The organism is Acinetobacter sp. ANC 3781, from assembly GCF_004331285.1.
Taxonomy (GTDB): Bacteria; Pseudomonadota; Gammaproteobacteria; order Pseudomonadales; family Moraxellaceae; genus Acinetobacter.
Genome location: NZ_SJOH01000021.1, coordinates 15,002 through 40,101 on the forward strand (window position 1 = coordinate 15,002; position 25,100 = coordinate 40,101).

20 protein-coding genes are annotated in these 25,100 nt (G+C 43.7%); 8 read left to right on the forward strand and 12 right to left on the reverse strand.

Features of this window, described 5'->3' with window-relative positions; all coding sequences use genetic code 11:
- Positions 1-38 precede the first annotated feature (38 nt).
- Positions 39-929, reverse strand: a complete 891-nt coding sequence (locus E0H89_RS14170; RefSeq protein ID WP_131217907.1) for a LysR family transcriptional regulator — start codon at positions 927-929, stop codon at positions 39-41.
- A gap of 116 nt (positions 930-1,045) precedes the next feature.
- Between E0H89_RS14170 and dkgB the strand changes: the two genes are divergently transcribed.
- Positions 1,046-1,855 (forward strand): 2,5-didehydrogluconate reductase DkgB, encoded by an 810-nt coding sequence (gene dkgB / locus E0H89_RS14175; RefSeq protein ID WP_131217908.1) that lies wholly within the window; start codon positions 1,046-1,048, stop codon positions 1,853-1,855.
- Positions 1,856-1,859: 4 nt separating this feature from the next.
- Complete coding sequence (locus E0H89_RS14180) at positions 1,860-3,035, forward strand: MFS transporter (RefSeq protein WP_131217909.1); 1,176 nt, start codon at positions 1,860-1,862, stop codon at positions 3,033-3,035.
- Positions 3,036-3,098: 63 nt separating this feature from the next.
- Here E0H89_RS14180 and E0H89_RS14185 read toward each other — a convergent pair whose 3' ends face one another.
- The gene (locus E0H89_RS14185) at positions 3,099-3,743 is read right to left on the reverse strand and encodes an START domain-containing protein (RefSeq protein ID WP_131217910.1); all 645 of its coding nucleotides are present in this window, start codon (positions 3,741-3,743) and stop codon (positions 3,099-3,101) included.
- Positions 3,744-3,801: 58 nt separating this feature from the next.
- Entirely contained in the window at positions 3,802-4,623 is an 822-nt protein-coding gene (gene dapB / locus E0H89_RS14190; RefSeq protein WP_131217911.1) for a 4-hydroxy-tetrahydrodipicolinate reductase, read from the reverse strand.
- Positions 4,624-4,905: 282 nt separating this feature from the next.
- Between dapB and E0H89_RS14195 the strand changes: the two genes are divergently transcribed.
- Positions 4,906-5,154: a hypothetical protein gene (locus tag E0H89_RS14195; protein ID WP_131217912.1), complete on the forward strand. Its 249-nt coding sequence runs from the start codon at positions 4,906-4,908 to the stop codon at positions 5,152-5,154.
- A gap of 74 nt (positions 5,155-5,228) precedes the next feature.
- On the opposite strand, the gene dnaJ is transcribed toward E0H89_RS14195, so the two are convergent.
- The 4 genes from dnaJ to E0H89_RS14215 all read right to left on the reverse strand — a co-directional run bounded on the left by dnaJ (position 5,229) and on the right by E0H89_RS14215 (position 11,214).
- Complete coding sequence (dnaJ, locus tag E0H89_RS14200; protein ID WP_131217913.1) at positions 5,229-6,335, reverse strand: molecular chaperone DnaJ; 1,107 nt, start codon at positions 6,333-6,335, stop codon at positions 5,229-5,231.
- A gap of 106 nt (positions 6,336-6,441) precedes the next feature.
- Positions 6,442-6,819: a hypothetical protein gene (locus E0H89_RS14205; protein ID WP_131217914.1), complete on the reverse strand. Its 378-nt coding sequence runs from the start codon at positions 6,817-6,819 to the stop codon at positions 6,442-6,444.
- 133 nt (positions 6,820-6,952) lie between these two features.
- Complete coding sequence (locus E0H89_RS14210) at positions 6,953-10,111, reverse strand: efflux RND transporter permease subunit (RefSeq protein WP_131217915.1); 3,159 nt, start codon at positions 10,109-10,111, stop codon at positions 6,953-6,955.
- Positions 10,108-11,214 (reverse strand): efflux RND transporter periplasmic adaptor subunit, encoded by a 1,107-nt coding sequence (locus E0H89_RS14215; RefSeq protein WP_131217916.1) that lies wholly within the window; start codon positions 11,212-11,214, stop codon positions 10,108-10,110. The genes E0H89_RS14210 and E0H89_RS14215 overlap by 4 nt, the downstream gene beginning before the upstream one ends.
- A 145-nt stretch (positions 11,215-11,359) precedes the next feature.
- On the opposite strand from E0H89_RS14215, the gene E0H89_RS14220 reads away from it, so the two are divergent.
- From E0H89_RS14220 to E0H89_RS14235, 4 genes are all read left to right on the forward strand, one after another.
- Positions 11,360-11,983, forward strand: a complete 624-nt coding sequence (locus E0H89_RS14220; RefSeq protein WP_131217917.1) for a TetR/AcrR family transcriptional regulator — start codon at positions 11,360-11,362, stop codon at positions 11,981-11,983.
- A gap of 161 nt (positions 11,984-12,144) precedes the next feature.
- Positions 12,145-14,829, forward strand: coding sequence for a phosphoenolpyruvate carboxylase (gene ppc, locus E0H89_RS14225; protein WP_131217918.1), 2,685 nt, complete (start codon positions 12,145-12,147; stop codon positions 14,827-14,829).
- Positions 14,830-15,130: 301 nt separating this feature from the next.
- Positions 15,131-16,432, forward strand: a complete 1,302-nt coding sequence (locus E0H89_RS14230; protein ID WP_131217919.1) for a solute carrier family 23 protein — start codon at positions 15,131-15,133, stop codon at positions 16,430-16,432.
- Between the two features lie 104 nt (positions 16,433-16,536).
- On the forward strand, positions 16,537-17,439 hold the full coding sequence (locus tag E0H89_RS14235) for a LysR family transcriptional regulator (RefSeq protein ID WP_131217920.1): 903 nt from the start codon (positions 16,537-16,539) through the stop codon (positions 17,437-17,439).
- A 35-nt stretch (positions 17,440-17,474) separates the two neighbouring features.
- On the opposite strand, the gene E0H89_RS14240 is transcribed toward E0H89_RS14235, so the two are convergent.
- Positions 17,475-18,212 carry a sulfite exporter TauE/SafE family protein gene (locus E0H89_RS14240; protein WP_131217921.1) on the reverse strand — a complete coding sequence of 246 codons (738 nt, stop codon included), beginning with the start codon at positions 18,210-18,212 and terminating at the stop codon, positions 17,475-17,477.
- A gap of 500 nt (positions 18,213-18,712) precedes the next feature.
- On the opposite strand from E0H89_RS14240, the gene E0H89_RS14245 reads away from it, so the two are divergent.
- A complete protein-coding gene (locus tag E0H89_RS14245) occupies positions 18,713-19,204 on the forward strand; it encodes a hypothetical protein (RefSeq protein WP_131217922.1) in 492 nt (163 codons plus the stop codon).
- Between the two features lie 78 nt (positions 19,205-19,282).
- Here the strand turns inward: E0H89_RS14245 and E0H89_RS14250 are convergent, their stop codons facing one another.
- The 4 genes from E0H89_RS14250 to ilvD (E0H89_RS14265) form a co-directional block, all read right to left on the reverse strand.
- Positions 19,283-19,570 (reverse strand): chorismate mutase, encoded by a 288-nt coding sequence (locus tag E0H89_RS14250; RefSeq protein ID WP_131217923.1) that lies wholly within the window; start codon positions 19,568-19,570, stop codon positions 19,283-19,285.
- Entirely contained in the window at positions 19,551-20,861 is a 1,311-nt protein-coding gene (locus E0H89_RS14255; protein WP_131217924.1) for a hypothetical protein, read from the reverse strand. The genes E0H89_RS14250 and E0H89_RS14255 overlap by 20 nt, the downstream gene beginning before the upstream one ends.
- A gap of 69 nt (positions 20,862-20,930) precedes the next feature.
- Positions 20,931-22,616 carry a dihydroxy-acid dehydratase gene (gene ilvD / locus E0H89_RS14260; protein WP_131217925.1) on the reverse strand — a complete coding sequence of 562 codons (1,686 nt, stop codon included), beginning with the start codon at positions 22,614-22,616 and terminating at the stop codon, positions 20,931-20,933.
- 363 nt (positions 22,617-22,979) lie between these two features.
- Entirely contained in the window at positions 22,980-24,809 is a 1,830-nt protein-coding gene (ilvD, locus tag E0H89_RS14265) for a dihydroxy-acid dehydratase (RefSeq protein ID WP_131217926.1), read from the reverse strand.
- Positions 24,810-25,100 lie beyond the last annotated feature (291 nt).

Below are 25,100 nucleotides of genomic sequence, written 5' to 3' on the forward strand. Positions count from 1 at the left end.
TGGGCTGATTTTCTTGGAAACGTTGCCCTTAAAATCGCTTATAAATACCGTGCAAGCTTGTGGGCAAGAAACTCAATAAATAAACGTACGCGTTTTGGTAGATGCTCTTGTCGATAATAAACTGCATGGATTTTTTGATAATGTAGGTCAATTTGATTTTCAAATAAGGCTGTCAGGCGACCTGCCTGTAAATCTTCCTGTATCAAAAATCGGGATAAACAGGTAAGTCCTACCCCCTGCAAAGCCAGTTGCCTCACCGTTTCACCATTCGAAGCTTTAATTTTTGGATGCGCCGTAAACGCTTCACCATTGAATTGAATCGGCCAGGTATTTAAATGGGTCGGATGGCTAAAACCCAATAAAATATGTGAGGCTAAATCCTCTGAGGATTGTGGTATGCCATATTGTTCTAAATATGATGGACTCGCGACAATATATAAACGACTGCGGCACAAAAGTTTGGCATGTAAGCTGGAATCGTGCAGTTCCCCAAAACGGATCGCAACATCAGTTTTATGTTCGAGCAAATCAATCACCTGATCATGATTACTCAGTTCAATTTCAATATTCGGATATTGCTGCATAAACTCCTGAATTAAAGGCACAATCACATGCAAGATAAATGGTGTGGCAGAATCGACCCGAATCAGTCCGGAAATATCACTGTCCGACTTCAGTAAAGCATCTTCGGCTTCTGCCAAGTCATTTAAAATTTTGCGGGCTTTTGCCAGAAACAGTTGTCCTTCCTGGGTCAGTTTCAGCTTACGTGTGGTACGTTCCAACAAGGTCACGTTCAGCTTGTTTTCCAGCCGTTGCAAGGCACGACTGACACCCGATGTGGTTTGTCCCAGACGTTCTGCTGCCATGACAATTGAACCGCTGTCGACGATAGTGACAAAGGCATAGAGTTCCTCAATGGTCGATTTCATCTGCCACTCATTTATTGATTTTTAATCAATAATATTTTGCAAATTAACCTGTTTTTTAGCAACAATAAAAGCATCAAAATAATATCCATCTTAAAAATTTAAATATTGAGTAAACCATGATTGTGCCAAAATTTGGTCTCGGAACTTTTCGCTTATCTGGACAGACCGTGATTGATTCTGTCAAGACTGCACTTGAAGTCGGTTATCGCGCAGTCGATACTGCGCAAATTTATGCCAATGAAGCAGAAGTAGGACAAGCGATTGCCGAAAGTCAGGTCAATCGAAATGAGCTGTTTATCACCACTAAAATCTGGACAGACCATTATGCGCCGGAAAAACTGATTCCCAGTCTAAAAGACAGTTTGCAAAAGCTGCGGACAGATGCTGTCAATCTCACTTTAATTCATTGGCCTGCACCTAAGTTAGGCGTATCTATTCCTGAAGTGATGCAAGCGCTACTTGAAGCCAAACAGCAAGGCTTGACCGAGTATATCGGGATTTCCAACTTCAATATTGAACTGACTCAACAAGCAATTAACAGCATTGAGCTAGAACATATTGCGACCAATCAGATTGAACTCAGCCCCTATTTACAAAATCATCGGCTGGTAGATTTTTTACAATCTCAGAATATCGATGTCACATCCTATATGACTTTGGCTTATGGCAAGGTATTGAATGACCCCGTCCTCCTAGATATTGCTGCACAGCATCAGGCTTCAACTGCACAAATTGCTTTAGCATGGGCCTTACAACAAGGCTTTGCCGTGATTCCATCTTCTACCAAACGCGAACATTTAATCGCCAATTTAGCTGCACAAGAGGTTCAACTGACGAAGGATGAAATGTCAGTCATTGCCCAACTCGACCGTCATGCACGTGAAATCAGTCCTGAACAACTTGCCCCCGCTTTGGGATTAAAATGAGCTAATGAAAATTAACTTTCCTTTACTGGCTCTGGCTGTAGGTGCCTTTGCCATCGGCACCACCGAATTTTCACCGATGGGATTTCTACCTGAAATTGCACAAGACCTGGATATTTCAATTCCACGTGCCGGCATGCTGATTAGTGCCTATGCATTTGGGGTGATGCTGGGTGCCCCGCTGATGACTTTGTGGCTGAGTCGCTATTCAAAACGTAAATCCTTAATTTTACTGATGGCGATTTTTACTATTGGAAATATTTTGGCAATGCTGGCGCCAAGCTATTTAGGGCTTATGGGCGCGCGGATCATGACCAGTTTAAATCACGGCGCATTTTTTGGAATCGGTTCGGGCGTGGCTGCCAGCATTGTGCCAAAAAATAAACAGGCCAGTGCGGTGGCGATGATGTTTATGGGACTAACCATTGCCAATATTGGCGGTGTACCCCTCGCCACTTGGATTGGACAAAACATGGGTTGGCGCATGTCTTTCCTGGGTATCTCTGCCCTTGGTCTCGTGACCATGTTTGCTCTGTGGAAAGCCTTGCCTGAAGGTGAAAGCAGTCATCGACCGAATATCAAACAGGAGCTGAAAGTTCTGACCCGCATGCCTGTGGTTCTGGCTTTACTGACCACGGTAATGAGTGCTGGTGCGATGTTCACCTTATATACCTATATTGCGCCCAGCTTAAAAAGCTTTACCCAAGCTTCACCTGAAATGATCACTTTAATGCTGGTACTGATTGGAGTGGGTTTTTCGATTGGTAATCATTTGGGCGGTAAATTTGCCGATCTGTCTTTAGATAAAACCCTGATTGGATTTTTACTGCTGTTAATTGTGATGATGTTACTGTTCCCTGTTTTGGCAACTACAACTTTAGGGGCAGCAGTTGCGTTGATTATTTGGGGGATTGCTGCTTTTGCCGTAGTTCCTGCGCTACAAATGCGAGTGATGTCGGTCGCACATGAGGCTCCTGGTTTAGCTTCTGCAGTAAATATTGGTGCCTTTAATCTGGGTAATGCTTTAGGCGCTATTGCGGGAGCCAGTGTGCTGAATATAGGTCTCAGCTATACATCAGTTTCATTTGCCGGTGCGGGATTGAGTGTACTGGCGTTGCTGTTGGTGTTAATTCAGATGAAACTTGCATCTAATAAAGCAGTGGATTATCAGCCCTGCGCATAAAATTCCTCTCAATCTCTATCCAAGAAAAAAGTCCGCATCCTGCGGACTTTTTAGAGTTATGGATTAACGCAAAGCTTCGGGCAAGGCAGCAATACTGGATGGTTTGCCGAGTTCCGTTTTCATTTTTTGCAGCATCTGATAGGGTTGCTGCTGTACAAACATATTCACAAAGCTTAAAGGAATGGCGCCTTCAGGATTGGCATAACCATAAGTGGAAACTTTAGTTTTATTATTGGCGAGTTTTTGAAAGGTCCAGTCCCCTTCATAATGAGTGAGACGTACATAATCGGGATTTTTGGCATAGCCTTTATCGACTGCTTTATTTTTAATCGTGATGATACCTTGGGCATCTTTCATGATTTTGCCTTGTACCACTAAATCACGATTTTTGAGCGGAAAAGGAAAATCCAGCACCATATACAATAAAAATTCGCCTTTTTTGTCATCCCGCGAAAGGACTTTGATACTCCCCATATATGGCACCCATTGCACTGCATGGTCAATATCTAAAATCAGATTAACCGCTTTTTCTAAAGGGCTATCGTAAGTCGTTTCAGCTTGGTATATAAACACCGGGTTTTGACTATTTTGAAAGGTCCAAACTTTAATATTGTTTTTATTAATACTGAGCTTGGCATTATCCACAGGTTTAGCCTGTACTGTAGCCAACATTGCCACAGCACAAGCCATCAATATCACTTTTTTCATTCCGTTGAGCTTCTTATTTTAATTTTGCTATAGTGTTATAAATGATTTTGACGATTTTTTACACCTGAATATCGTTAAATCCAAGTACATCTTTCATGTCATATTTACGCGCCTCACGGCCCACCACCCAAGCTGCAGCACGGATTGCACCTGAAGCAAAGTTCATACGATTAGTCGCTTTATGGGTAATTTCCACACGTTCACCATCGGCAATAAACATGGCGGTATGCTCACCCACAATATCGCCACCACGAATCGTCTGGAAGCCAATGCTTTTACGCTCACGCGGACCGGTATGACCTTCACGGCAATATACCGCATCTTTTTTTAAGTCACGCCCTAAAGCACCTGCAATTGCCTCACCCATCATCAGGGCTGTACCCGATGGCGCATCTACTTTATGGCGGTGATGTGCTTCGATTACTTCAATATCGACCGTGTCACCAAATACTTTTGACGCAAGTTCCAACAGTTTGATCGAAACATTGACACCGACAGAATAGTTCGCGGCATAGACCACCGGGGTTTGAGTCGCGCTTTCATCAAGAAAGGCTTTTTGTTCATCGTTCATGCCGGTCGTACCAATCACAATGGCCACGCCCGCTTCACGGCACAATTTTAAATGCTGGGCAGTTGCAAGCGGTGCAGTGAAATCCACCACCACGTCGCAGTCTTTTAATACGTCTTGCAGATTGCCAACAATCTTCACTCCCACTGCACCAATACCGGCAACCTCGCCTGCATCTGCACCAATCAAGCTGCTTTCAGGACGCTCAACCGCTGCGGCAAGCTGATAACCTGCTTCTTTAACAGCTTGAACAAGGATGCGTCCCATACGACCGCCTGCACCCAATACACCAATGCGTGGAGCTGCTGACATAACATATTCCTGATGTTGAATTCTAAGTGGGTCTTACTATAGCAAAACTCTTTACTAACACTAAGTTTCAGTCTGAAATATTTTATTGAAAAAAAGAGAAACCGGTCGTGGCGAATGCTACTAGCAAAGCACAATAAAATGGCTCAGTCCAAGCCGGTTCCTGTGTGGAAAGTCCAGTGTTAAAAATAAATGATTTTGCTGCTGATTTTCATCTATCTGTAAACATCACTGCGCAAACTACGCGGCACGAATGATCAAAAGATGAATTATAAGGAGATCAGCATGCATTCGAAAAAAATCGCATTAACCGTTTTTATGGCCACCATTGTCAGCACAGCGTGGGCAGAACCTGCAATTCAAGCAGGAGATACTTTAGAAAGCTTATCGCAAGTCAAAATAAATATTCGTACCCATAGCGCTACAACTGCTCAAGCGGCAAATGGTCAGGCAGCCGCTAAACAAGAACCAATCGATGAACTTGCAGCACAAATGGTAGATATCGCTGCAATTGATCAACCCATTATCAAATAACTGATTAAGCGGGCATAAAAAAATGGGGGGAATATTCAATATCCCCCCCATTTTTTTTCAACCTGGGTCTGAAATTAATCAAACAGCCCGAAGAAAGATTTTTTCTTTGGAGATGATTTACTGTCCTCACCATCCATCGTTTCTTGCAATTCTTTTAACAACTCACGTTGACGAGCCGTTAGATTCACCGGTGTTTCTACCACTACGCGGCAGAGTAAGTCACCTTGCATACTGGTACGTACCGGTTTAACCCCTTTTCCACGTAAGCGGAACATTTTGCCAGTTTGAGTTCCTTCAGGAATTTTCAAACTTACACGGCCATCCAGGGTTGGAATCTGAATTTCTTTACCCAAAGCTGCATCAGCAATGCTGACTGGCACATCCATATACAGATCTGCACCATCACGCTGAAAAATTTCGTGTTCGCGAACCACAACTTCTACGTATAAGTCGCCTGACTGACCATCACGGATGGCTTCACCTTTACCGGTTAAGCGTACGCGGTCGCCATTGTCTACGCCTGCAGGAATAGTGACTTCAAGGGTTTGTTGACGATCCGACACACCCGAACCATGACATTTATTACATGGGTTCTTGATGATGGTGCCTTGACCACGACAGGTGCTACAGGTTTGCTGAACAGAGAAGAAACCCTGCTGCATGCGCACTTGACCTGCACCATGACAGGTTTTACAGGTTTCAACATCTTTCGGATTTTTTGAGCCTTTACCATCACAGGCATCACAAGGTGCAGGTGCGGTAAAGGTAATGGTTTTTTTCACGCCCTTGACTGCTTCTTCAAGCGTTAATTCCATCACGTAGCGAAGGTCGGATCCACGACGTGCGCGTTGTTGTTGACGACCACCGCCACCAAAAGCGCCACCAAAGATATCGCCAAACTGGCTAAAGATATCTTCTGCATTGAAACCGCCACCAAAGCCGCCGCCCATACCACCTTCAAAGGCATTGTGCCCCATACGGTCATACATGCTGCGTTTTTCACCATCGGATAAAATTTCATAGGCTTCAGCAGCTTCTTTAAATTTATCTTCAGCTTCAGGGTTGTCTGGATTGCGGTCCGGATGATATTTCATCGCCAACTTACGGTAGGCTTTTTTAATTTCATCATCACTAGCGGTTTTAGCGACGCCCAAAACCTCATAATAATCACGTTTAGCCATGTCTGGCGATGCTCCTCACGGAATTTGATTTAATACTTAACTGTGGACTGAAATTGGGGGCCAATTCAGATTTTACAAGGGGAATGCCGGAAAAAAATTAGCCCGCTTAGAAAACGGCTTTATTTTTGAAAAATCGAGAGATCCCTTTCAGCCAAGCATTTAATAAAAATAAAAAGGCGATAGTCGCAAATACCACACCGGCAACGGTACAACCTGTCACCCACAATGCACTATCCCAATAAAAGAAAATAAGTGGAATAAACCATAGTGCGGCAAAGCAGACCAAAACCGAATAAATCACAATATTTCGCATCACCCAAAGCGCTTGTGCTTCAAGCCATACTTCTGCACTGTCCAGTTGTGTGACTTTACGCGCAAACCAGTAAGCAAATATGCCACTAATCACAGTAAATAGAGCTAAAAACATGAAGACATAAGAGATCGCAATGGAACGGCGAAGTCGGCTTAAATTGTCTTGCTTCATGTGCTTTTTAACCCCATTTACTGCACGCTTAGTTTTTTAATATGCAGGAAATTGCTTTATAGAAATGTATACAAATATTAGGCGCTACTATATTGAAATTTTCAATATTTCGCACCTCATTATTATCAAATAATTATGTAGTTTGCCTATTTTTTTTAACTTTAAAGCATTGTGCATACAATGCAGGTAAAAAGAACAGTGTCAGCAAGGTCGCTACAATCAATCCGCCCATAATGGCAACCGCCATCGGACCAAAGAAAATACTGCGCGACAAAGGAATCATCGCCAGTACCGCGGCCAATGCCGTCAATACAATCGGACGACAACGGCGCATGGTCGCATCCATAATGGCTGACCAGGGATCATGTCCTTCCTGAATATCCTGTTCAATCTGATCAATCAAGATTAAAGAATTTCGCATGATCATGCCGGAAAGTGCAATCGTGCCTAACATCGCCACAAAACCAAAAGGTTTATTAAACAATAACAGGAATAACACCACCCCGATTAAGCCCAAAGGTGCGGTTAATAAAACAATGAGTGCACGTGACATACTCTTGAGCTGAATCATCAACAAGGTCATGACTACAGCCAGGAAAAATGGCATGCCGGCATTGACCGAGTTTTGTCCGCGCGCGGACTCTTCTACGGTTCCACCCACTTCAACCAGATAACCACTTGGCAATTCAGCCCGTAGTTGATCCATTTTTTCAGCCAGTTCGCCCACCACCGTGGCGGGCTGTAATTTACTGCGGATATCGGCCCGCACGGTAATGGTCGGCAAACGGTTACGATGCCAGATCAGGCCATCTTCAAAGTCATATTCAATTTTTGCAATTTGCGCCAGCGGTACGGAACCCCCATTGGCGGTGGGTACGGCCAGACTGGACAACGCCTCGACATCAACCCGTTCAGCCTGATCACCACGCAGACGAATTTCAATCAATTCACGTTTTTCACGATATTGATTAATGGTTGCACCACTGACGGAACTGTTTAAAAAATTGGCTAAATCCAAGCTCGATACGCCCATTTGACGAGCGCGATCCTGATCGATATTTAAATGAATGACTTTGCTTGGTTCGCCCCAATCCAGATGCACATTGCTGGTATTGGGATTATCCCCCACAACAGCGGCAACCTGGTGCGCCCACTGACGGACCAGATGCAAGTCTTCACCTGAAACACGATATTGCAGTGGATAACCGACGGGCGGGCCATTTTCCAATAACGATACGCGGGTACGCACATCCGGCAACAATTTACGAATTTCCTGATCTAAAGATTGACGAATCTCATCCCGGTCATCTAGTGATGAAGCCAAGACGACAAACTGGGCAAAACTGGCTTGTGGCAACTGTTGGTCTAAAGGTAAATAAAAACGGGTTGAACCTGTGCCGACATAGGCCACATAGTTATCAATACCCGCTTTGGTCGATAAGAACTTTTCGACTTTTTTCACCGCATTTTCAGTTGAAGTGAGCGATGCCCCTTCTTCCAGTTTTAAATCCACCAAAATTTCGGCACGATTTGATGGCGGGAAAAACTGCTGCGGTACCAGTTTAAACATCAGGACTGACAAGACAAAAATGCCCACCGTTGCGGCAATCACCGTTTTACGGTAGGTCAGGCAAGTATCTACCCAAGCTCTAAATTTTTGATAAAACTTGGTTTGGTACGGATCATGATGTTCACCGGCATGATGCTGCACCGGTTGCGGTTCAGGCTGCTTGCGCAAACGTGCCCAAAGCCGCTGATACCAAGGCGCTTTTTGGGGCAAATTTGAAAAATCGGGGAGAAGTTTATCACCCAAGTAAGGGACAAAAAGCACTGCGGCAAACCATGACACAATTAGCGCAATGGTCACCACCTGGAAAATCGAACGCGTGTATTCACCGGTACTGGATGCTGCGGTTGCAATGGGCAAGAAACCTGCGGCGGTAATCAAGGTCCCGGTCAGCATGGGAAAAGCGGTAGTCTTCCAGGTAAAGCCTGCGGCCTCAAGCCGGCTATAGCCCTGCTCCATTTTAATCGCCATCATCTCGACCGCAATAATGGCATCGTCAACCAATAAACCGAGGGCTAAAATCAGCGCACCCAATGAAATTTTATGCAGCCCGACATCGAATAAATTCATGCCGGCAAAGGTCATTGCCAAGACCAGTGGAATGGAAAATGCCACCACCAATCCGGTACGGAAACCCAGTGAGAAAAAGCTGACCAGTAAAACAATAATTACCGCTTCAGCCAACACCTTCATGAATTCATTGACGCTGCGTTTTACCGCAACCGGCTGATCAGAAACCTTTTGCAGCTGCATGCCTAAAGGCAAAGACTTTTGCAATTGCGCAAATTCCGTTTCCAGATTTTTACCTAAAGCCAGAATATCGCCGCCTTTACGCATCGAGACCGCAATACCAATGCCGTTTTCACCCATAAAGCGCATACGCGGTTGAGCCGGCTCACTAAAGCCGCGATAGACTTCAGCGACATCGCCCAATTGAATGGTCTTACCAGCCACCAACAGTGGCATTTGCTTGAGTTCATCGACACTTTGCAGCTGACCGCTGACCCGCATTTGAATACGGTCAGTACCGGTTTCAAAGAAGCCGGCGCTGGCCACGGTATTTTGCTGCTGCAACACTTGTTGAATCGCCGTGACTGGAATACCGAGCTGAGCAGCTTTGGTATTGGATAGTTCAATCCAGATTTTTTGGTCTTGCAAACCGACCAGATTGACCTTGCCGACATCTTTCACCCGTTGCAGCTGGAGCTGCAAGCGGTCGGCATATTCTTTCAATACCCCATAGTCAAAGTCTTTGCCGGTGAGGACATAAATATTGCCGAAGGTATCGCCAAACTCGTCGTTAAAGAATGGACCCTGTACGCCACTGGGTAATTGCTGTTTGATATCACCGACTTTTTTTCGGACCTGATACCACACATCTGGAATTTGACTTGAGGGTAAAGAGTCCTTGGCAACAAAAGTCACCATCGATTCGCCCGGACGTGAAAATGCCATGATGCGTTCATAGTTGCCGGTGCTCATCAGTTCTTTTTCAATACGGTCAGTGACCTGTAATGAAACTTCTTCAGCGGTTGCGCCGGGCCAATAGGTTTGAATCACCATCACCTTAAAGGTAAAGGGTGGATCTTCACTTTGTGCCAGTTTGGAATAGGAAACGATTCCGACTATGCCCAAGAGCAGCATAAAATAAAGGATTAAGCCTTTATTTTTCAGTGCCCATTCCGACAGGTTATAAGGTGATTGAGAATTCAGGTCTTGCTTCATAATGCAGTCCCTGCCTGAATTTTCACGGCACGATTGTCACGGTCAATCGGCTGAATTTTTTGTTTTTCACGCAGCAAATGCACCCCGCCAATCACCACATAATCATGGGCAGTTAAACCCGACAATACCGGCACACTATCACGGCCATAGGCGCCCAAAGTGACCGACACTTTACGAATGGTCTGATCAGGTTTCACGACCCAGACATATGCCTGCTTGTCGTTGGCAGAGACACTGGATAAAGGCACACTCAATACATTGTGCTCAGTCTTGTTAAAAAACACCCGGGCGCTTTGACCGAGTTGAATGGCAGCATTGCCTTCACGTAACGCCACTTTCACGCTAAAGGTTCGGGATTGATCGGCTGCGGGTGAAATTTCACGCACATAGGCTGCAAATTTATCTCCCGGTTTAGACCACAAGGTTGCCCATGCGCTTTGACCCACTTTAATCTCGGAAATGGCCTGTTCAGGAACCCCGATCACCACTTCACGATCACCGGCAATCGCCATTTGATAGGCTGCCTGACCTGCAGCAACCACCTGCCCCACTTCAATATTACGTGCAGTGATCACGCCATTTTTATTGGCCAGCAAGTGGTTATAACCGGTTTGGTTACGGCTGACGTCATAATTGGATTGCGCCTGCTTTAAGTTCGAGAGCGCCGCTTTATACTGGTTATCCACCGCCTCATATTGCGAGCGACTCACCGCATTCATGGGAAGCAACTGCTTAAAGCGTTTCAGTTCATCTTCAGCAGTTTTTGCCGCAGATTGTGCACTTTCCAGTTGAGCATTGGCCGCATTGAGTTGTAGCTGTGCATCTTTAACATCCAGTTTTGCCAGCACTTGACCTACTTTAACCTGATCACCAACATCGACATAACGTTCGGTAATCTGTCCCCCCACCCGAAATGCCAAAGCGGTTTGCTGGCGTGCTTGCACATCACCGGCATAACTTTTCTGCTCATTATGCGTGCTATTCGGTTGAGTCACCATCACAAAGGGAACCTGTTCTGTTTCGGCTGTATCCGTGCTGCATCCCCACAAGGTCACACTGCAAACGATGATCATGCTGGCAACTGCGGTCTTAATTATGCTCATGAATTCGCTCTTATTTAAAAATGTTTTTTAGGGCAAAATAAGGAGTATCTTAAATTGATTATTTTTTAATTAATATACTCACTGGTACATTAATTAAAACTCACCGGTCAAAGCAATGACCTTTTTGATTTTTTTGGAAAAAATTGTGCAAATAAATGTGGGTCGCCCGAAGGATTTGGAAAAACGTCAGCAAATTTTAACTGCAGCAAAAAAGTTATTTTTGAAGTGTGGGTATCATGGTTCCAGCATGAATCAAATTGCCCAAGAAGCAGGCGTGACCAAACTGACGGTTTATAATCACTTTCAGGATAAAGCCAATTTATTTGTCTGTGCCATTGCAGCGACCTGTGAGGAACTGATCAGTGCTCGGCCACTAAATTTGCAGGCAGACAGTGATTTTAATAAAGAATTTATCCATGCCTGCGACTTGGCCCTGAATATTATTAATTTGCCTGAAGCCATTAAACTGGAACTGTTGTTACTGGAACTGGCGGCTGAACAAAATCCACTGGCACAGAAATTTTATAATGCTTCGCATCTGCGCATGAATGCCGTTTGGGAAAACTTTTTTCAGCAGGCGATTGATCTGGGTTTTATTCAAGCAGAAGAATTAAAAACCCTGACCTGGCTGATTGTGTCTTTATTGCTGGGTGTGCGTCATCACGAAGTATTACTCGGCATTCGTGCCATCCCCACTGTCGCAGAAAAACAGCAGATTATTTTAAGCAGCATTGAATTGTTTATGCTGAAATATCAAAAACGCACTTAAAACGATTATTTAAAAAATCGTCTTTCATTTTCCTAAAAGCTCAAATGGTAGATTAATTGCGAGTTTTATCAGCAATAGATTACATACTTTTGTCTGCCCCTACTTGGAATGTCATCGAATCGGGGTATATTCAGAACAGAAGCCTAGGGAGAATGAAAAAAATGGTTCAACAAATTGATGCTCCACTGCGTGAGGATGTACGCTTACTTGGGAATTTACTGGGAGAGACCCTCAAGGAACATGCAGGTCAAGATTTGTTTAATCAGGTTGAACAAATTCGTGCGCTATCTAAAGGTGCACGTGATGGTCAGGTTGAAGCAGAAAAACAACTCGAACAACTTTTTTTAAGTCTGGAAGATGAACAAATTCTTCCTCTGACACGTGCATTTACCCACTTTCTGAACTTTGCCAATATTGCCGAACAATACAATGTCGTGCGTAGTCGTCGTAAAAGTGAATTTGATGAACATGCGCCTTCACCGAATCCACTGGATCATCTGTTCCAAAAATTCAAAGACCATGAAATTTCATCCGGTACCCTATTTCAGCAAATTTGCGAACTGAACATTGAACTGGTGCTCACCGCGCATCCAACAGAAATCAGCCGCCGTACCCTGATTCAAAAATATGACGATATTAACGACTGTCTATTTAAGGCAGATCAGCAAAAACTGACTCCGCGTGAACGTAAAACAGTCCTAGAAGAACTCAAACAACTGATTTGTTCTGCATGGCAAACTGATGAAATTCGTCAGCACCGTCCTACTCCAGTCGATGAAGCGAAATGGGGCTTTACCACCATTGAACAGACCCTGTGGAATGCCGTGCCGAAGTTCGTTCGTGAACTGGATGAAATGGTCGAAAATCACTGCGGTCAGCGTTTGCCTTTGACTATTGCCCCAGTTCGTTTTGCCTCATGGATGGGCGGCGATCGCGACGGTAATCCGAATGTCACGCATAATATTACTCAAGAAGTGCTCTGGCTTTCACGCTGGAAAGCCGCCGATTTATACCTGCGTGATATTGAAGATCTGCGCTGGGAATTATCGATTCAAAACGCAAGCGATGAACTGATACAGGCGCTCGGACATCCACATGCAGAACCGTACCGTGAATATCTACGAGATACCCGTGAACGCTTAAAAGCCACCCGTCATTGGCTGGCTGAAAAATTACATGGTCAAGATGCCGATGACAGTCTGGTGATTAAAAGCAAAGATGAATTATTACAGCCATTATTGCTCTGTTACCGTTCATTAATTTCCTGTAACTTGCCTGAAATTGCCAATGGCAAACTGCTCGACTTTATTCATCGGGTCAACTGTTTTGGTATTGAATTGCTCAAACTGGATATTCGTCAGGAATCCGGTCGTCACCGTCAGGCCATTTCCGCCATTACTGAATATTTAGGCTTGGGCAATTTTGAAACCTGGACCGAACAGGCACGCCAAAACTTTTTGTTGCAAGAATTACAAAGCAAACGTCCGTTGTTGCCGAAACATTTGAATGAACCTGAACAAAGCCTGATTGAACATCCGGATGTGCAGGAAGTCTTTGCCACCATGCGCACTTTAGCCCAACAACCGAGCGAAAGTTTAGGCGCTTATATTATCTCGATGGCTGAATATCCAAGCGATGTACTCGCGGTGTTACTACTGCAGAAAGAGGCAGGCATTAAGCAGCCCTTACGTGTGGTGCCGTTATTTGAAACGCTAAAAGATCTGGATGGTGCAGCCGACACCATGAATACCCTGTTTAATATGCACTGGTACAAACAGCATATTCAGGGCAAGCATGAAGTGATGATTGGCTATTCGGATTCTGCCAAAGATGCCGGTTTTATGTCTGCCAACTGGGCGCAATACCGTGCCCAAGAAGAACTCACAGCCGTTGCGCAAAAGCATGCTGTTCAATTGACTCTGTTCCATGGTCGTGGCGGTTCCATCAGCCGTGGTGGTGCACCTACTCAGCAAGCTTTATTTTCACAACCACCGGGTTCTATTTCTGGTGCCATTCGTGTCACTGAACAAGGTGAAATGATTCGCTTTAAGTTTGGCTTAGAAGGTATCGCACTTCAAAATTTAGAGATTTATACCGCAGCTACTTTGGAAGCAACCTTGTTGCCCCCACCGGTGCCTAAAGATGAATGGCGTCAGTTGATGCATACCATGACTGATTTATCGGTACAGGTGTATCGTGAAACAGTGCGTGAAAACCCACATTTTGTGAAATACCTACGTACCGTTACCCCAGAACTTGAATTGCAGATGTTGCCACTCGGTTCACGCCCAGCGAAACGTAAAGTCAGTGGTGGCATAGAATCCTTACGTGCCATTCCGTGGGTATTTGCATGGACCCAAATTCGTTTGATGCTTCCGGCTTGGCTGGGTACAGGGGCTGCGATTAATCAAGTAATTGATCAAGGTCAAAAACCCTTGCTCGATGAAATGTTGCAACAATGGCCTTATTTCCAGACCCTGATCGATATGCTGGAAATGGTGTTGTCTAAAGCAGACAGCCATGTGGCTTTATATTACGAATCACATTTAACCGATGATGAAGATTTAAAAATCTTGGGTGAACAACTGCGCCAACGCTTAAAAGATGCGGTACAAACGCTATTGGCTCTAAAAGGTGAATCGCAACTGCTCAGCAGTAACGAGGTACTGGATCAGTCCATGAAAGTACGTAAACCCTATTTACTTCCACTGCATTTATTACAGGCCGAGCTGATGAAACGTCGTCGTCGCTATTTAGCGGAATGTCAGGCCGAACATACCCCAGTCGATCACGCATTGATGGTCAGTATTGCTGGAATTGCCGCAGGTTTACGTAATACAGGTTAAGTATTTCCTCTGCACAGCAAAGCACATCTTCAAGATGTGCTTTTTTATTGCTCACCTATTAGCAGAAAATATCATATTGTTTATAAGTAAAATAAGTATCGGTTATGGATAATAGACTGGCTCTATTACTCTATTAATGCGCTGATTTAACTTTGATTTTTCAATAATAAAACTTTTACCATCCGGTAAAAAAACAAGAAAAGTCAGTACATTAATTTGAACAAAAATATTGTTAAAGAGATTAAATCTTCTAAAAAACAAGAGTATGATGTGCACAATTTATCTTTTGAGCGCTCATTTTATGTCCAACTGGTTTCCCAAATGGCGTCCTTATTCAGGTCAAATCGATGCACGTCCAGTCGGTACCAATGAGTATCTCCCTCCTGCTCAAAGTGTGGTCTTAGGTGTACAACATGCTTTTGCCATGTTTGGGGCAACGGTTCTTGCACCTTTTTTGATGGGTTTTGATCCGAATCTGGCGATTTTAATGTCGGGTATTTGTACCATCCTGTTTTTCTTGATTACAGGTGGTCATGTACCGAGTTATTTAGGTTCAAGTTTTGCCTTTATTGGTGTGGTGATTGCTGCAACAGGTTATGCCGCGTCTGGTACAGGTGCACCAAATGCCAATTTAGCCGTGGCTGCTGGCGGCATCATGGCCTGTGGTGTGCTCTATGCCATTTTTGGCTTTATTGTCATGGCGACCGGCACCAATTGGATTGAAAAACTGATGCCTCCAGTCGTCACCGGTGCTGTGGTGATGATTATAGGTTTAAATCTTGCACCCGTTACGGTGAAAGGTGTGGCAGGCAATGACTTTAACATGTGGATGTCACTGGTAACCGTGCTGTGTATGGGCTCGATTGCCGTATTCACCAAAGGTCTATTGCAACGTCTGTTGTTACTGATTGGGTTGCTGCTTGCTTATCTGACTTATTATATTGTTTCCAATGTGATGGGCTACGGTACACCCATTAACTTTACACCAATTCAGCAAGCTGCATGGTTTGGTCTCCCAACCTTCCATTCGCCTGTATTTGATATTAATGCCATGCTGATTATTGCCCCGATTGCATTAATTTTAGTGGCAGAAAACCTGGGGCATATTAAAGCTGTGGGTGCTATGACCGGTGAAAACCTGGATCCGCACATTGGTAAAGCTTTTGTGGCTGATGGTATTGCCACCACATTATCCGGTGGTGTCGGTGGCCCGGGCATGACGACCTATGGCGAAAACATTGGGGTAATGGCGGTAACCCGGGTCTATTCCACTATCATTTTTGTATTTGCCGGTGTATTTGCAGTGTTCTTAGGTTTATCTCCTAAGTTTGGTGCGATTATTCATACCATTCCGACTGCAATTTTAACTGGTGCCTCGATTGTGGTATTCGGTTTAATCACCATTGCCGGGGCAAAAATCTGGATTGAAAATAAGGTCGATTTCTCTAAAAACAAAAACCTGATGGTGGCTGCAGTAACCATTATTTTAGGAACCGGTGACTTTGCACTGCAATTTGGTAATTTTAACTTAGGTGGTATTGGTACGGCTACATTTGCAGCCTTGATACTCAACTGGTTCTTTAGCTTAGGCGATAAATCATAAATATAAATACATATTTTCAGGCAGCCGCAAGGCTGCTTTTTTTATATCTGAAGCCAACAAAATTTTAGTATGATGAGCTGACTTTCATTTCAATGACACAGCACATGCGACTGGACTTTTTTGATCTACAGCTGTTTTTAAATATTGTAGATACTGGCAGTTTAACCAAAGGTGCTGAGCGCTCTTCAATTTCCTTACAAGCCGCCAGTGAGCGGATTAAAAAACTTGAACAACAGTTCGCAGTGCATTTATTTACCCGTCATGCATCTGGAGTCAAATTGACCATTGCTGGGCAGACGTTTGTAGAGCAGGCACAGTTACTGATGCAACAAAGCAGACACCTTGAACAGGCCATGGCCGCTTTTGCTGAAGGCTTAAATTCGCAAATGACCTTATGGTGTAATTCTTCTGCACAAAGTGAATATCTTCCCCTGCTTCTTCCGCAATATCTGGTCGAAAATCCCAATATACAGATCGATTTAAAAGAAGCAGAAACCAATGATATTATTCAGGCACTGGAAAAAGGCGCGGCACAATTGGGCTTAATTTCGAGTTTTTTTAATTCTGGTCATTTACAAACGCTGGAATTTATCGATGATCCTTTAGTCCTGATTTGCCCTCTGAATCATGAACTAAAAGATCAATCGGCACTGCAATTAGTCGATGTGCTGCATTATCCCTTTGTCGGTTTAATGCAATATCATTCCCTGCAACAATCCATTGAAACACAGGCTAAATTACTCGGATGCGCAATTCAGTACCGTTTACGTTTACCCAATTTTGCAGCAATTGCACAAGTGGTTGCCAATGGAGTCGGGATTGCAATTATGCCGAAACGCGCTGCCAGTCGTTTAAAGACGGTTTATGCATTTCATCACATTGAACTGACTGGAGACTGGGCCAATCGCAAACTACTCTTGGCAGCAAAAAATTTTGATGATTTACCAGTGTTCTATCAACATTTTAGTCAGTTTTTACTCTCACAAAAATCCAAATTATTGATTTAATTTCCACAATAACATAGAGCACTGCAAACCTGTTTTCAGATAATTCCAAACTGATGCAGCACCATATAGCCCCCAAAAATCACCAGACCACAGAAGAACACTTTACGGAATTTTTGTTCCGGAATACGATAGCGGATTTTTGTGCCCAGCCACATTCCAACTAAAGCAGGTAATAATGCAATCAATGACATTTTATAGTCGATAACAATGTTTTCGACTGGATTCTGATGCAGAAATACAGCCAGACAAATGGTAGAAATGGTAAATGCCAAACCTAGGGCCTGCACCAGCTCATCACGTTTTAAATGCAGTGACTGCAAGTAAGGAACAACTGGAATCACCACCACGCCAGTTGCCACCGTCAACGCCCCCCCCAGATAGCCGATAATGGGAGATAACCATTTTTCATGGGGTGCAAAATTCGGCATATTTTTCGAAAATAGACCATACACTCCATACAATGCCAGCATTCCACCGAGTAAAGCTTCACTTTGAAATTCGCTATGTCCGAGGGTGGGGAAAATGCTCCAGATCGAACCGACAATAATACCCAGCAATAAGGGCCAAAAACGGCGAACCAATTTGAGCACATGACCTTCTGCAAACAGTTGCCAAAAGTTGGTCACCATAGAAGGCACAATAAGCAAAGTTGCAGCTTGAAACGGAGTGATAAAAATGGTCAGCAAGCCCATGGAAACCGCAGGTAAACCCAGACCAATGGTGCCTTTAATCATGCCGGCAATGGCAAATACTGCAATGACAAAACCAAGCATGCTGCGTACTCTTCAAATCGTAGCACTATGCTAGAGGAATAGTAAAAATTGAAAATCATTGTTTTTTGAAGGTAGCCTCAATAAAAAATTGAGGCAATTTAACCGTCGATTTAGTCGAATTTTTCATCTTAAATATGACAAAATGTTAATATTAGATTAAATATCAATCAATAAATTACGTAATTACATAAAAATTTTAACAACTCATTATTTATTTTTAAGCTGTACTTAAATATCTGATTTATAGATTATCCCTTGTTTTTTTCCTACTTATATATCTCCAATTTAGGGCTTCTATAGCACCTTATCTACTTTGTTGACTTCTACAACGGGTGGATTTTTGATCGAAAATTCTTTAAAGTACGCGCTTCTGATAAATGTACGCAATGTAATAACATATCGTTTAAATGAGTTTAAGGAAAAAATATTGGTATTTCAGTTCTGAAAAATACTGTCTATTTTTTTCTAAAAGCGATTGAAGATAAGGTAGAGATTTAAGAATGATTTATGATGCACATCATAGCAATATGATTAATGCTGCAAACCAGAACACTGCAGTAATCTCCCAGAAATATCAAGATAATCAAGCGGGTTTAAGAGCCAAGAATCCACAGAAGAATAAAGGTATCCCCTATCTTGATGTACGTAAATTCACACAGAAGTTACATAGTATTTCCTCAGCCACTAGTACTGCAAAATGTGCCCGAAGCATTCGTATTGCACTACAGTCAGCAGGTGCCAGAATTTTAAACCATCCTGTGGCAGCTGCAGATTGGGGCCGTACGCTCCAGACCATTGGCTACAAGCAGATCAAACCTTCATTTGATCAACCGCGGGAAGGCGATATCTATATTATCGATCGAACCCAAAAACATGTGTATGGTCATATTGCCGCCTATACCGGCCGCCAATGGATTTCTGATTTCCGCCAAAACAGCCATGCGGTTTATAAAAATGATAAAGTGACTTATACCTATTACCGACTTGTGTAATAGATTAATCGTACCATTCGAATAGACACCTTAATAGGTGTCTTTTTTATGGCATGCTGGGCATGAGCCGAAATCGAATTAGGGTCTAATCTCTTTCAGCTCTCGTTGAATAAAGCGTTGAATCATTTCTCTATACAGGTGTTCAACCAAATCCGGATCGGTTCCCAATTCAATCGCCTGGGTACGCACTTTGCTAATCACTTGCTCGACCCGTTCCGGTGACTGTACATCCTGCACCGTACGTTTAAAGCGTACCGCTTGATCGACATAAAATTGACGCGTCGCAATCATTTCAATCAATGCGGTATCAATGGCATCAATCTTTTCACGGACTTGTTCTAAAGACTCACATTTTTCTTTCTTCATCTTTTCTATCATCATTTTCACTTTTATATTGGTCTTCTAAAACATTAGAAAAAATGCTTTCAATCATCCAGACACGGTACAGGCTATTAAACACATAACTTTGACCGTCAATGCGGAGTTCAAGCACAGGAAAATCAGGCTGTGATTTCATTTCACAGAGTATGTCATTTTCTTTTAATTTGGCAGTAATATCTTCTTGGGTTAATTCATTGATTTCTAAATCACGCTGCATCTGATCGAAATGTGATTTAAATGACAGGTCTTTGCCTTTGGTCCATACCGCCTGCAAAATGCTATACATCGCATCAACACGCTGCTCTTCAGGCACACTGTAAAACAGTTGCGCCATCTCAACAGTGGCAGATTGTGTGGGACGGCAAAATGGAGTAAATTTCACGTCTGTACGTTTTGAAAGACGAGTCGCCAAACTCCAGTCAAATAGATCGCGTCCACGATAAGAAAGCGGATAGACATTGAGCTGAATATTATAATAATTCGCCAGTTCTTCTTTAATATAAGCCAATAATAACCACGAGATCGGGTCTTCAAGTGCAATATACAAATCCAGTTCTGGATCTAGTGCCTGAATTTCATTCAGTTCCTCTGCATCACTAATCAAATGTTCGCGCCAATCAATATGATTAATTAGGAAGATTGGATTTCCGGTCAGCAGTTTTTGTTGTTTTAAACGACGCATCAGCCGAAGTAAATCATCGACCGCATGGTATTTGCGCTGACCAAATTCAAAATAACTGGCGAGGACTTCATCATCATTAAAAATACGTTCTGGAAACGCTTGAGCACTATGATGTCGGCTGGCCATGGCATGTAAGGTACGTAATTTTCCATACTGTTTTTGCCACAGCATGTGGAATACATCTTCGAGTAAATAGAGAAAATCTTGACCGCGTAATGGGGTATTGCGAAGGATGGTTTCTGCTTGTTTTATGGCATTGAGGGGCGGTTGTTCTGGAGTTTCATGGAAACTAAAGCGGTGCTGTTTAGATAGAATTTTGGCATCGTTTAAGCAGTAATTTTGCCACTCAATTGCAGACATACGATTGGGGGGTTCCGCCGTTCGACTGGAAATAATCACTTTTAAAGGTTTCAGTTCATCAGTCAAAATTTCTTCAAGTTCAGGTAACTGCTGTACAGCCAAATAACTGTACACATCATCCAGACGTAAATGGATACTTAAACCCTGTTCCGTAGATAACACCACTTTACGAGTCGGCTTTTGGTAAAACCAACGCGATCGAAGTGGATCAAACCAACGGCGCAACAGTGACATGAGATAAACCTCGAAAAAAACCCTTGTAGTGCTACAAGGGTTTATAACAATTTGTTAGGGAATGATCAATTATACATCTAAATTTAGATCCGTTACTGCCCCTTTTTCAGCCCCCGTGGTCAATTTGGCAAACTTCGCCAAAGCCCCATAAGTGTAATTGGGTTTTGGCTTCACCCAAGCGGCTTTACGTACTGCCATTTCTTCATCGGAAATATGTAAAGTCATTTCTCGGGTTTCAGCATTAATGGAAATTTTATCGCCATTTTTAACCAAGCCGATCGGACCGCCTTCATAGGCTTCAGGGGTCACATGACCAATCACAAAACCATGACTTCCCCCAGAAAAACGGCCATCCGTGAGCAGTGCAACGGATTTACCCAGCCCTTTACCAATAATTGCAGAAGTCGGTTTCAACATTTCTGGCATTCCCGGACCACCTTTCGGTCCTTCGCCCCGGATGACGACTACTTCACCTTCTTGCACTTCACCATCCAGAATACCGCGCATCGCACCGATTTCACCTTCAAACACGCGTGCCGGACCTTCGAAATACAGCCCTTCTTTGCCGGTAATTTTCGCCACAGCTCCAGTCGGTGACAAGTTGCCTTTTAAGACCACCAGATGCGAGTCTTTCTTGATCGGTGCATCAAATGGCAGAATAATTTGCTGCCCTTCAGGATAGTCTTCAACATCTGCCAGATTTTCAGCCAATGTTTTACCGGTGACGGTTAAGCAGGAACCATCCAGCATGCCTGCATTTAACATACGTTTCATTAACGGCTGGATTCCACCAATCGCAATCAGCTCAGACATCAAATATTTACCAGATGGACGCACATCTGCCACCACAGAAATGTCCTGACCAATACGCACAAAATCATCTAGTGACAGTTCAACACCTGCGGTATGGGCCATCGCAAGCAGATGCAGCACACCATTGGTTGAACCACCCAGTGCAATCAGCACTTTAATCGAGTTTTCAAATGCCGCTTTGGTCATAATATCACGGGGTTTAATGTCTAAACGCAGCAAGTTCATTACCGCTTCGCCGGCACGGTTACAATCGAGCAACTTCTCTTCTGAAACCGCTTCCTGAGCCGATGAACCGGGCAAGCTCATACCGAGTGCTTCAATGGCAGAAGCCATCGAGTTTGCGGTGTACATGCCGCCACAAGAACCTGGACCTGGCAGTGCCACTTCTTCAATTTGTTTAACCTGAATTTCGTTAATCTCGCCTTTGGCGTGCTGGCCTACCGCTTCAAATACCGAGATCATGTCAGTATGGCCGGCTCCTGGTTTAATCGTTCCGCCATAAATAAACAGGCCCGGACGATTTAAACGTGCCAGTCCCATAATACAACCCGGCATATTTTTGTCGCAGCCCCCAATGGCAATCACGCCATCATAAGCCTGACAACCCACCACCGCTTCAATCGAATCTGCAATAATTTCACGCGACACCAAGGAGTATTTCATGCCTTCGGTACCATTGGATATCCCATCAGAAATGGTAATGGTATTGAAGATAATTCCTTTACCATTAGCAGCATTGACGCCTTTTTCCACTTCACGTGCCAAACCATCAATATGCATATTACATGGCGTGACATTGGCCCAGGTCGAAGCAATCCCAATAAATGGACGGGTAAAGTCTGCATCTTTAAACCCTGTGGCACGCATCATGGAACGTGCCGGTGCATTTTCAATTCCTTCGTAAACTGGTGCGGAATGCTCGCGGATATTGTCTTTACTCATTATTTTATTCCTTGGCGATGACCGATTTTAAGCTTCGGTCTGTAGCAATTTATTTTAAGATCATTGTATAGAACGCATTCGATATGTAAAAGCATATGATTGAGGATCAAGCTCTATGATTTTTTCCATACAGCTACACTTTATGTCTAGAACGATATGATTAATAGGTAGGCTTTCCTTTATTTTTGGCTGGGCAAAAGTAAACAAAACCCCTTTGTTTCCCCGATATGACATCCCTGTCATACGGGTAAACATGCGACCTCCTGTCGCATTCCACGAAACGAATAACGGTAAATGTCCAAATGATGTTGCATAAAAAAAGCACCCCATCTGGAGTGCTTTTTAATCTGTAAAAACTACAACTTAGATTTCACGTACCGCACCTTTCGAGGCACTGGTGGTATGCATTGCATAAGCTTTGAGTGCCTTAGACACTTTACGCGGACGCGGTTCCGCAGGCTGCCAGCCTTTGGCTTCTTGCGCTTCACGACGCGCGGCCATGGTTGCATCGTCTACGGCCAGATGAATGGTACGGTTTGGAATATCAATTTCGATTCGATCGCCATCTTCAACCAGACCAATTGCACCGCCTTCAGCAGCTTCTGGCGACACGTGACCAATGGACAAACCTGATGAACCGCCCGAGAAACGGCCATCTGTTAATAGGGCACATTCTTTACCTAAACCTTTCGACTTTAAGTAACTGGTTGGATATAACATTTCCTGCATACCCGGCCCACCGCGTGGACCTTCATAGCGAATTACCACTACATCGCCAGCTTTCACTACACCGCCTAATACCGCATCAACCGCCGCATCCTGACTTTCAAAGACACGTGCTGTGCCGTTGAATTTCAAAATAGATTCATCTACACCAGCAGTTTTTACAATACAGCCATCCAGTGCAATGTTGCCGTAAAGTACAGCCAAACCGCCATCTTGCGAGAAGGCATTGGCTGCATTTCGGATCACCCCAGATTCACGGTTACCGTCTAAAGTTTGGTAATAACGGTTTTGCGAGAAAGCAGTTTGAGTCGGTACACCGCCTGGTGCTGAGCGGAAAAACTCGTATACATCAGCATTTTCAGTACGCATGATGTCCCATTTATCCAAGGCATCTTTTAAGGTTTTTTCATGTACAGTCGGTACTGAAGTATCCAATAAGCCTGCACGATCCAGTTCACCAAGGATTGACATAATCCCGCCTGCACGGTGTACGTCTTCCATATGTACATCTTGTTTTGCCGGTGCCACTTTACATAACACTGGAACTTTACGAGAAAGACGATCAATGTCAGTCATGGTGAAATCGACTTCAGCTTCATGTGCCGCGGCCAATAAATGCAGTACAGTATTGGTTGAACCGCCCATTGAAACATCTAAAGTCATGGCATTTTCAAACGCTGCTTTGGTCGCAATTGAACGCGGTAAAATACTGTAATCATCTTGTTCATAATGACGTTTTGCCAGTTCTACAATCAACTGACCTGCACGTTCGAATAATTTTTTACGGTTGGCATGCGTGGCTAAAGTCGAACCATTACCTGGAAGAGATAAACCTAAAGCTTCGGTTAAACAGTTCATTGAGTTGGCGGTGAACATGCCAGAACATGAACCACAGGTTGGACAGGCTGAACGCTCATAAGCTGCCACTTCTTCATCAGTGAAACTATCATCTGCTGCAACGATCATGGCATCGACCAAATCAATGGCTTTTTCATCACCACGAATTTTGACTTTACCCGCTTCCATTGGGCCACCCGACACGAATACCACTGGAATATTGAGACGCATTGCCGTCATCAACATGCCCGGGGTAATTTTGTCACAGTTGGAAATACAGACCATCGCATCGGCACAGTGTGCATTGACCATATATTCAACCGAGTCAGCAATCAGGTCGCGTGAAGGCAATGAATACAGCATGCCGTCATGCCCCATGGCGATCCCGTCATCCACCGCAATGGTATTAAATTCTTTGGCTACACCGCCTGATGCTTCAATTTGACGTGCCACAAGCTGACCTAAGTCTTTCAAATGGACGTGACCCGGTACAAACTGAGTGAAAGAGTTGACCACCGCAATAATCGGTTTACCAAAATCCTCATCTTTCATGCCGGTTGCACGCCATAAGCCACGTGCGCCAGCCATATTTCTTCCGTGTGTCGATGTTTTTGAACGATAGTCAGGCATTGTGTATTTCCAACAAAGTTTGTGCTCGAAATGAATTCTAGGATTCACTCTGGCTGAATGATACTGATATATAACGCTAAATCAGTCGAAATATAGACATATCTTACTACAGGTTGTATTGAAGCAAAGCCCTATAAGCATGCTCTTTTATGAGAGAAATCTATTGATGTTTCGACGATTCATATAAAATAAACTGATACTGAAAGCTAATATAACGCCATAACACTGAATTAAATACAAAACTTTCATGAATAATTTTTTAATTTTGCATTACTTTATTTTATTATTAAC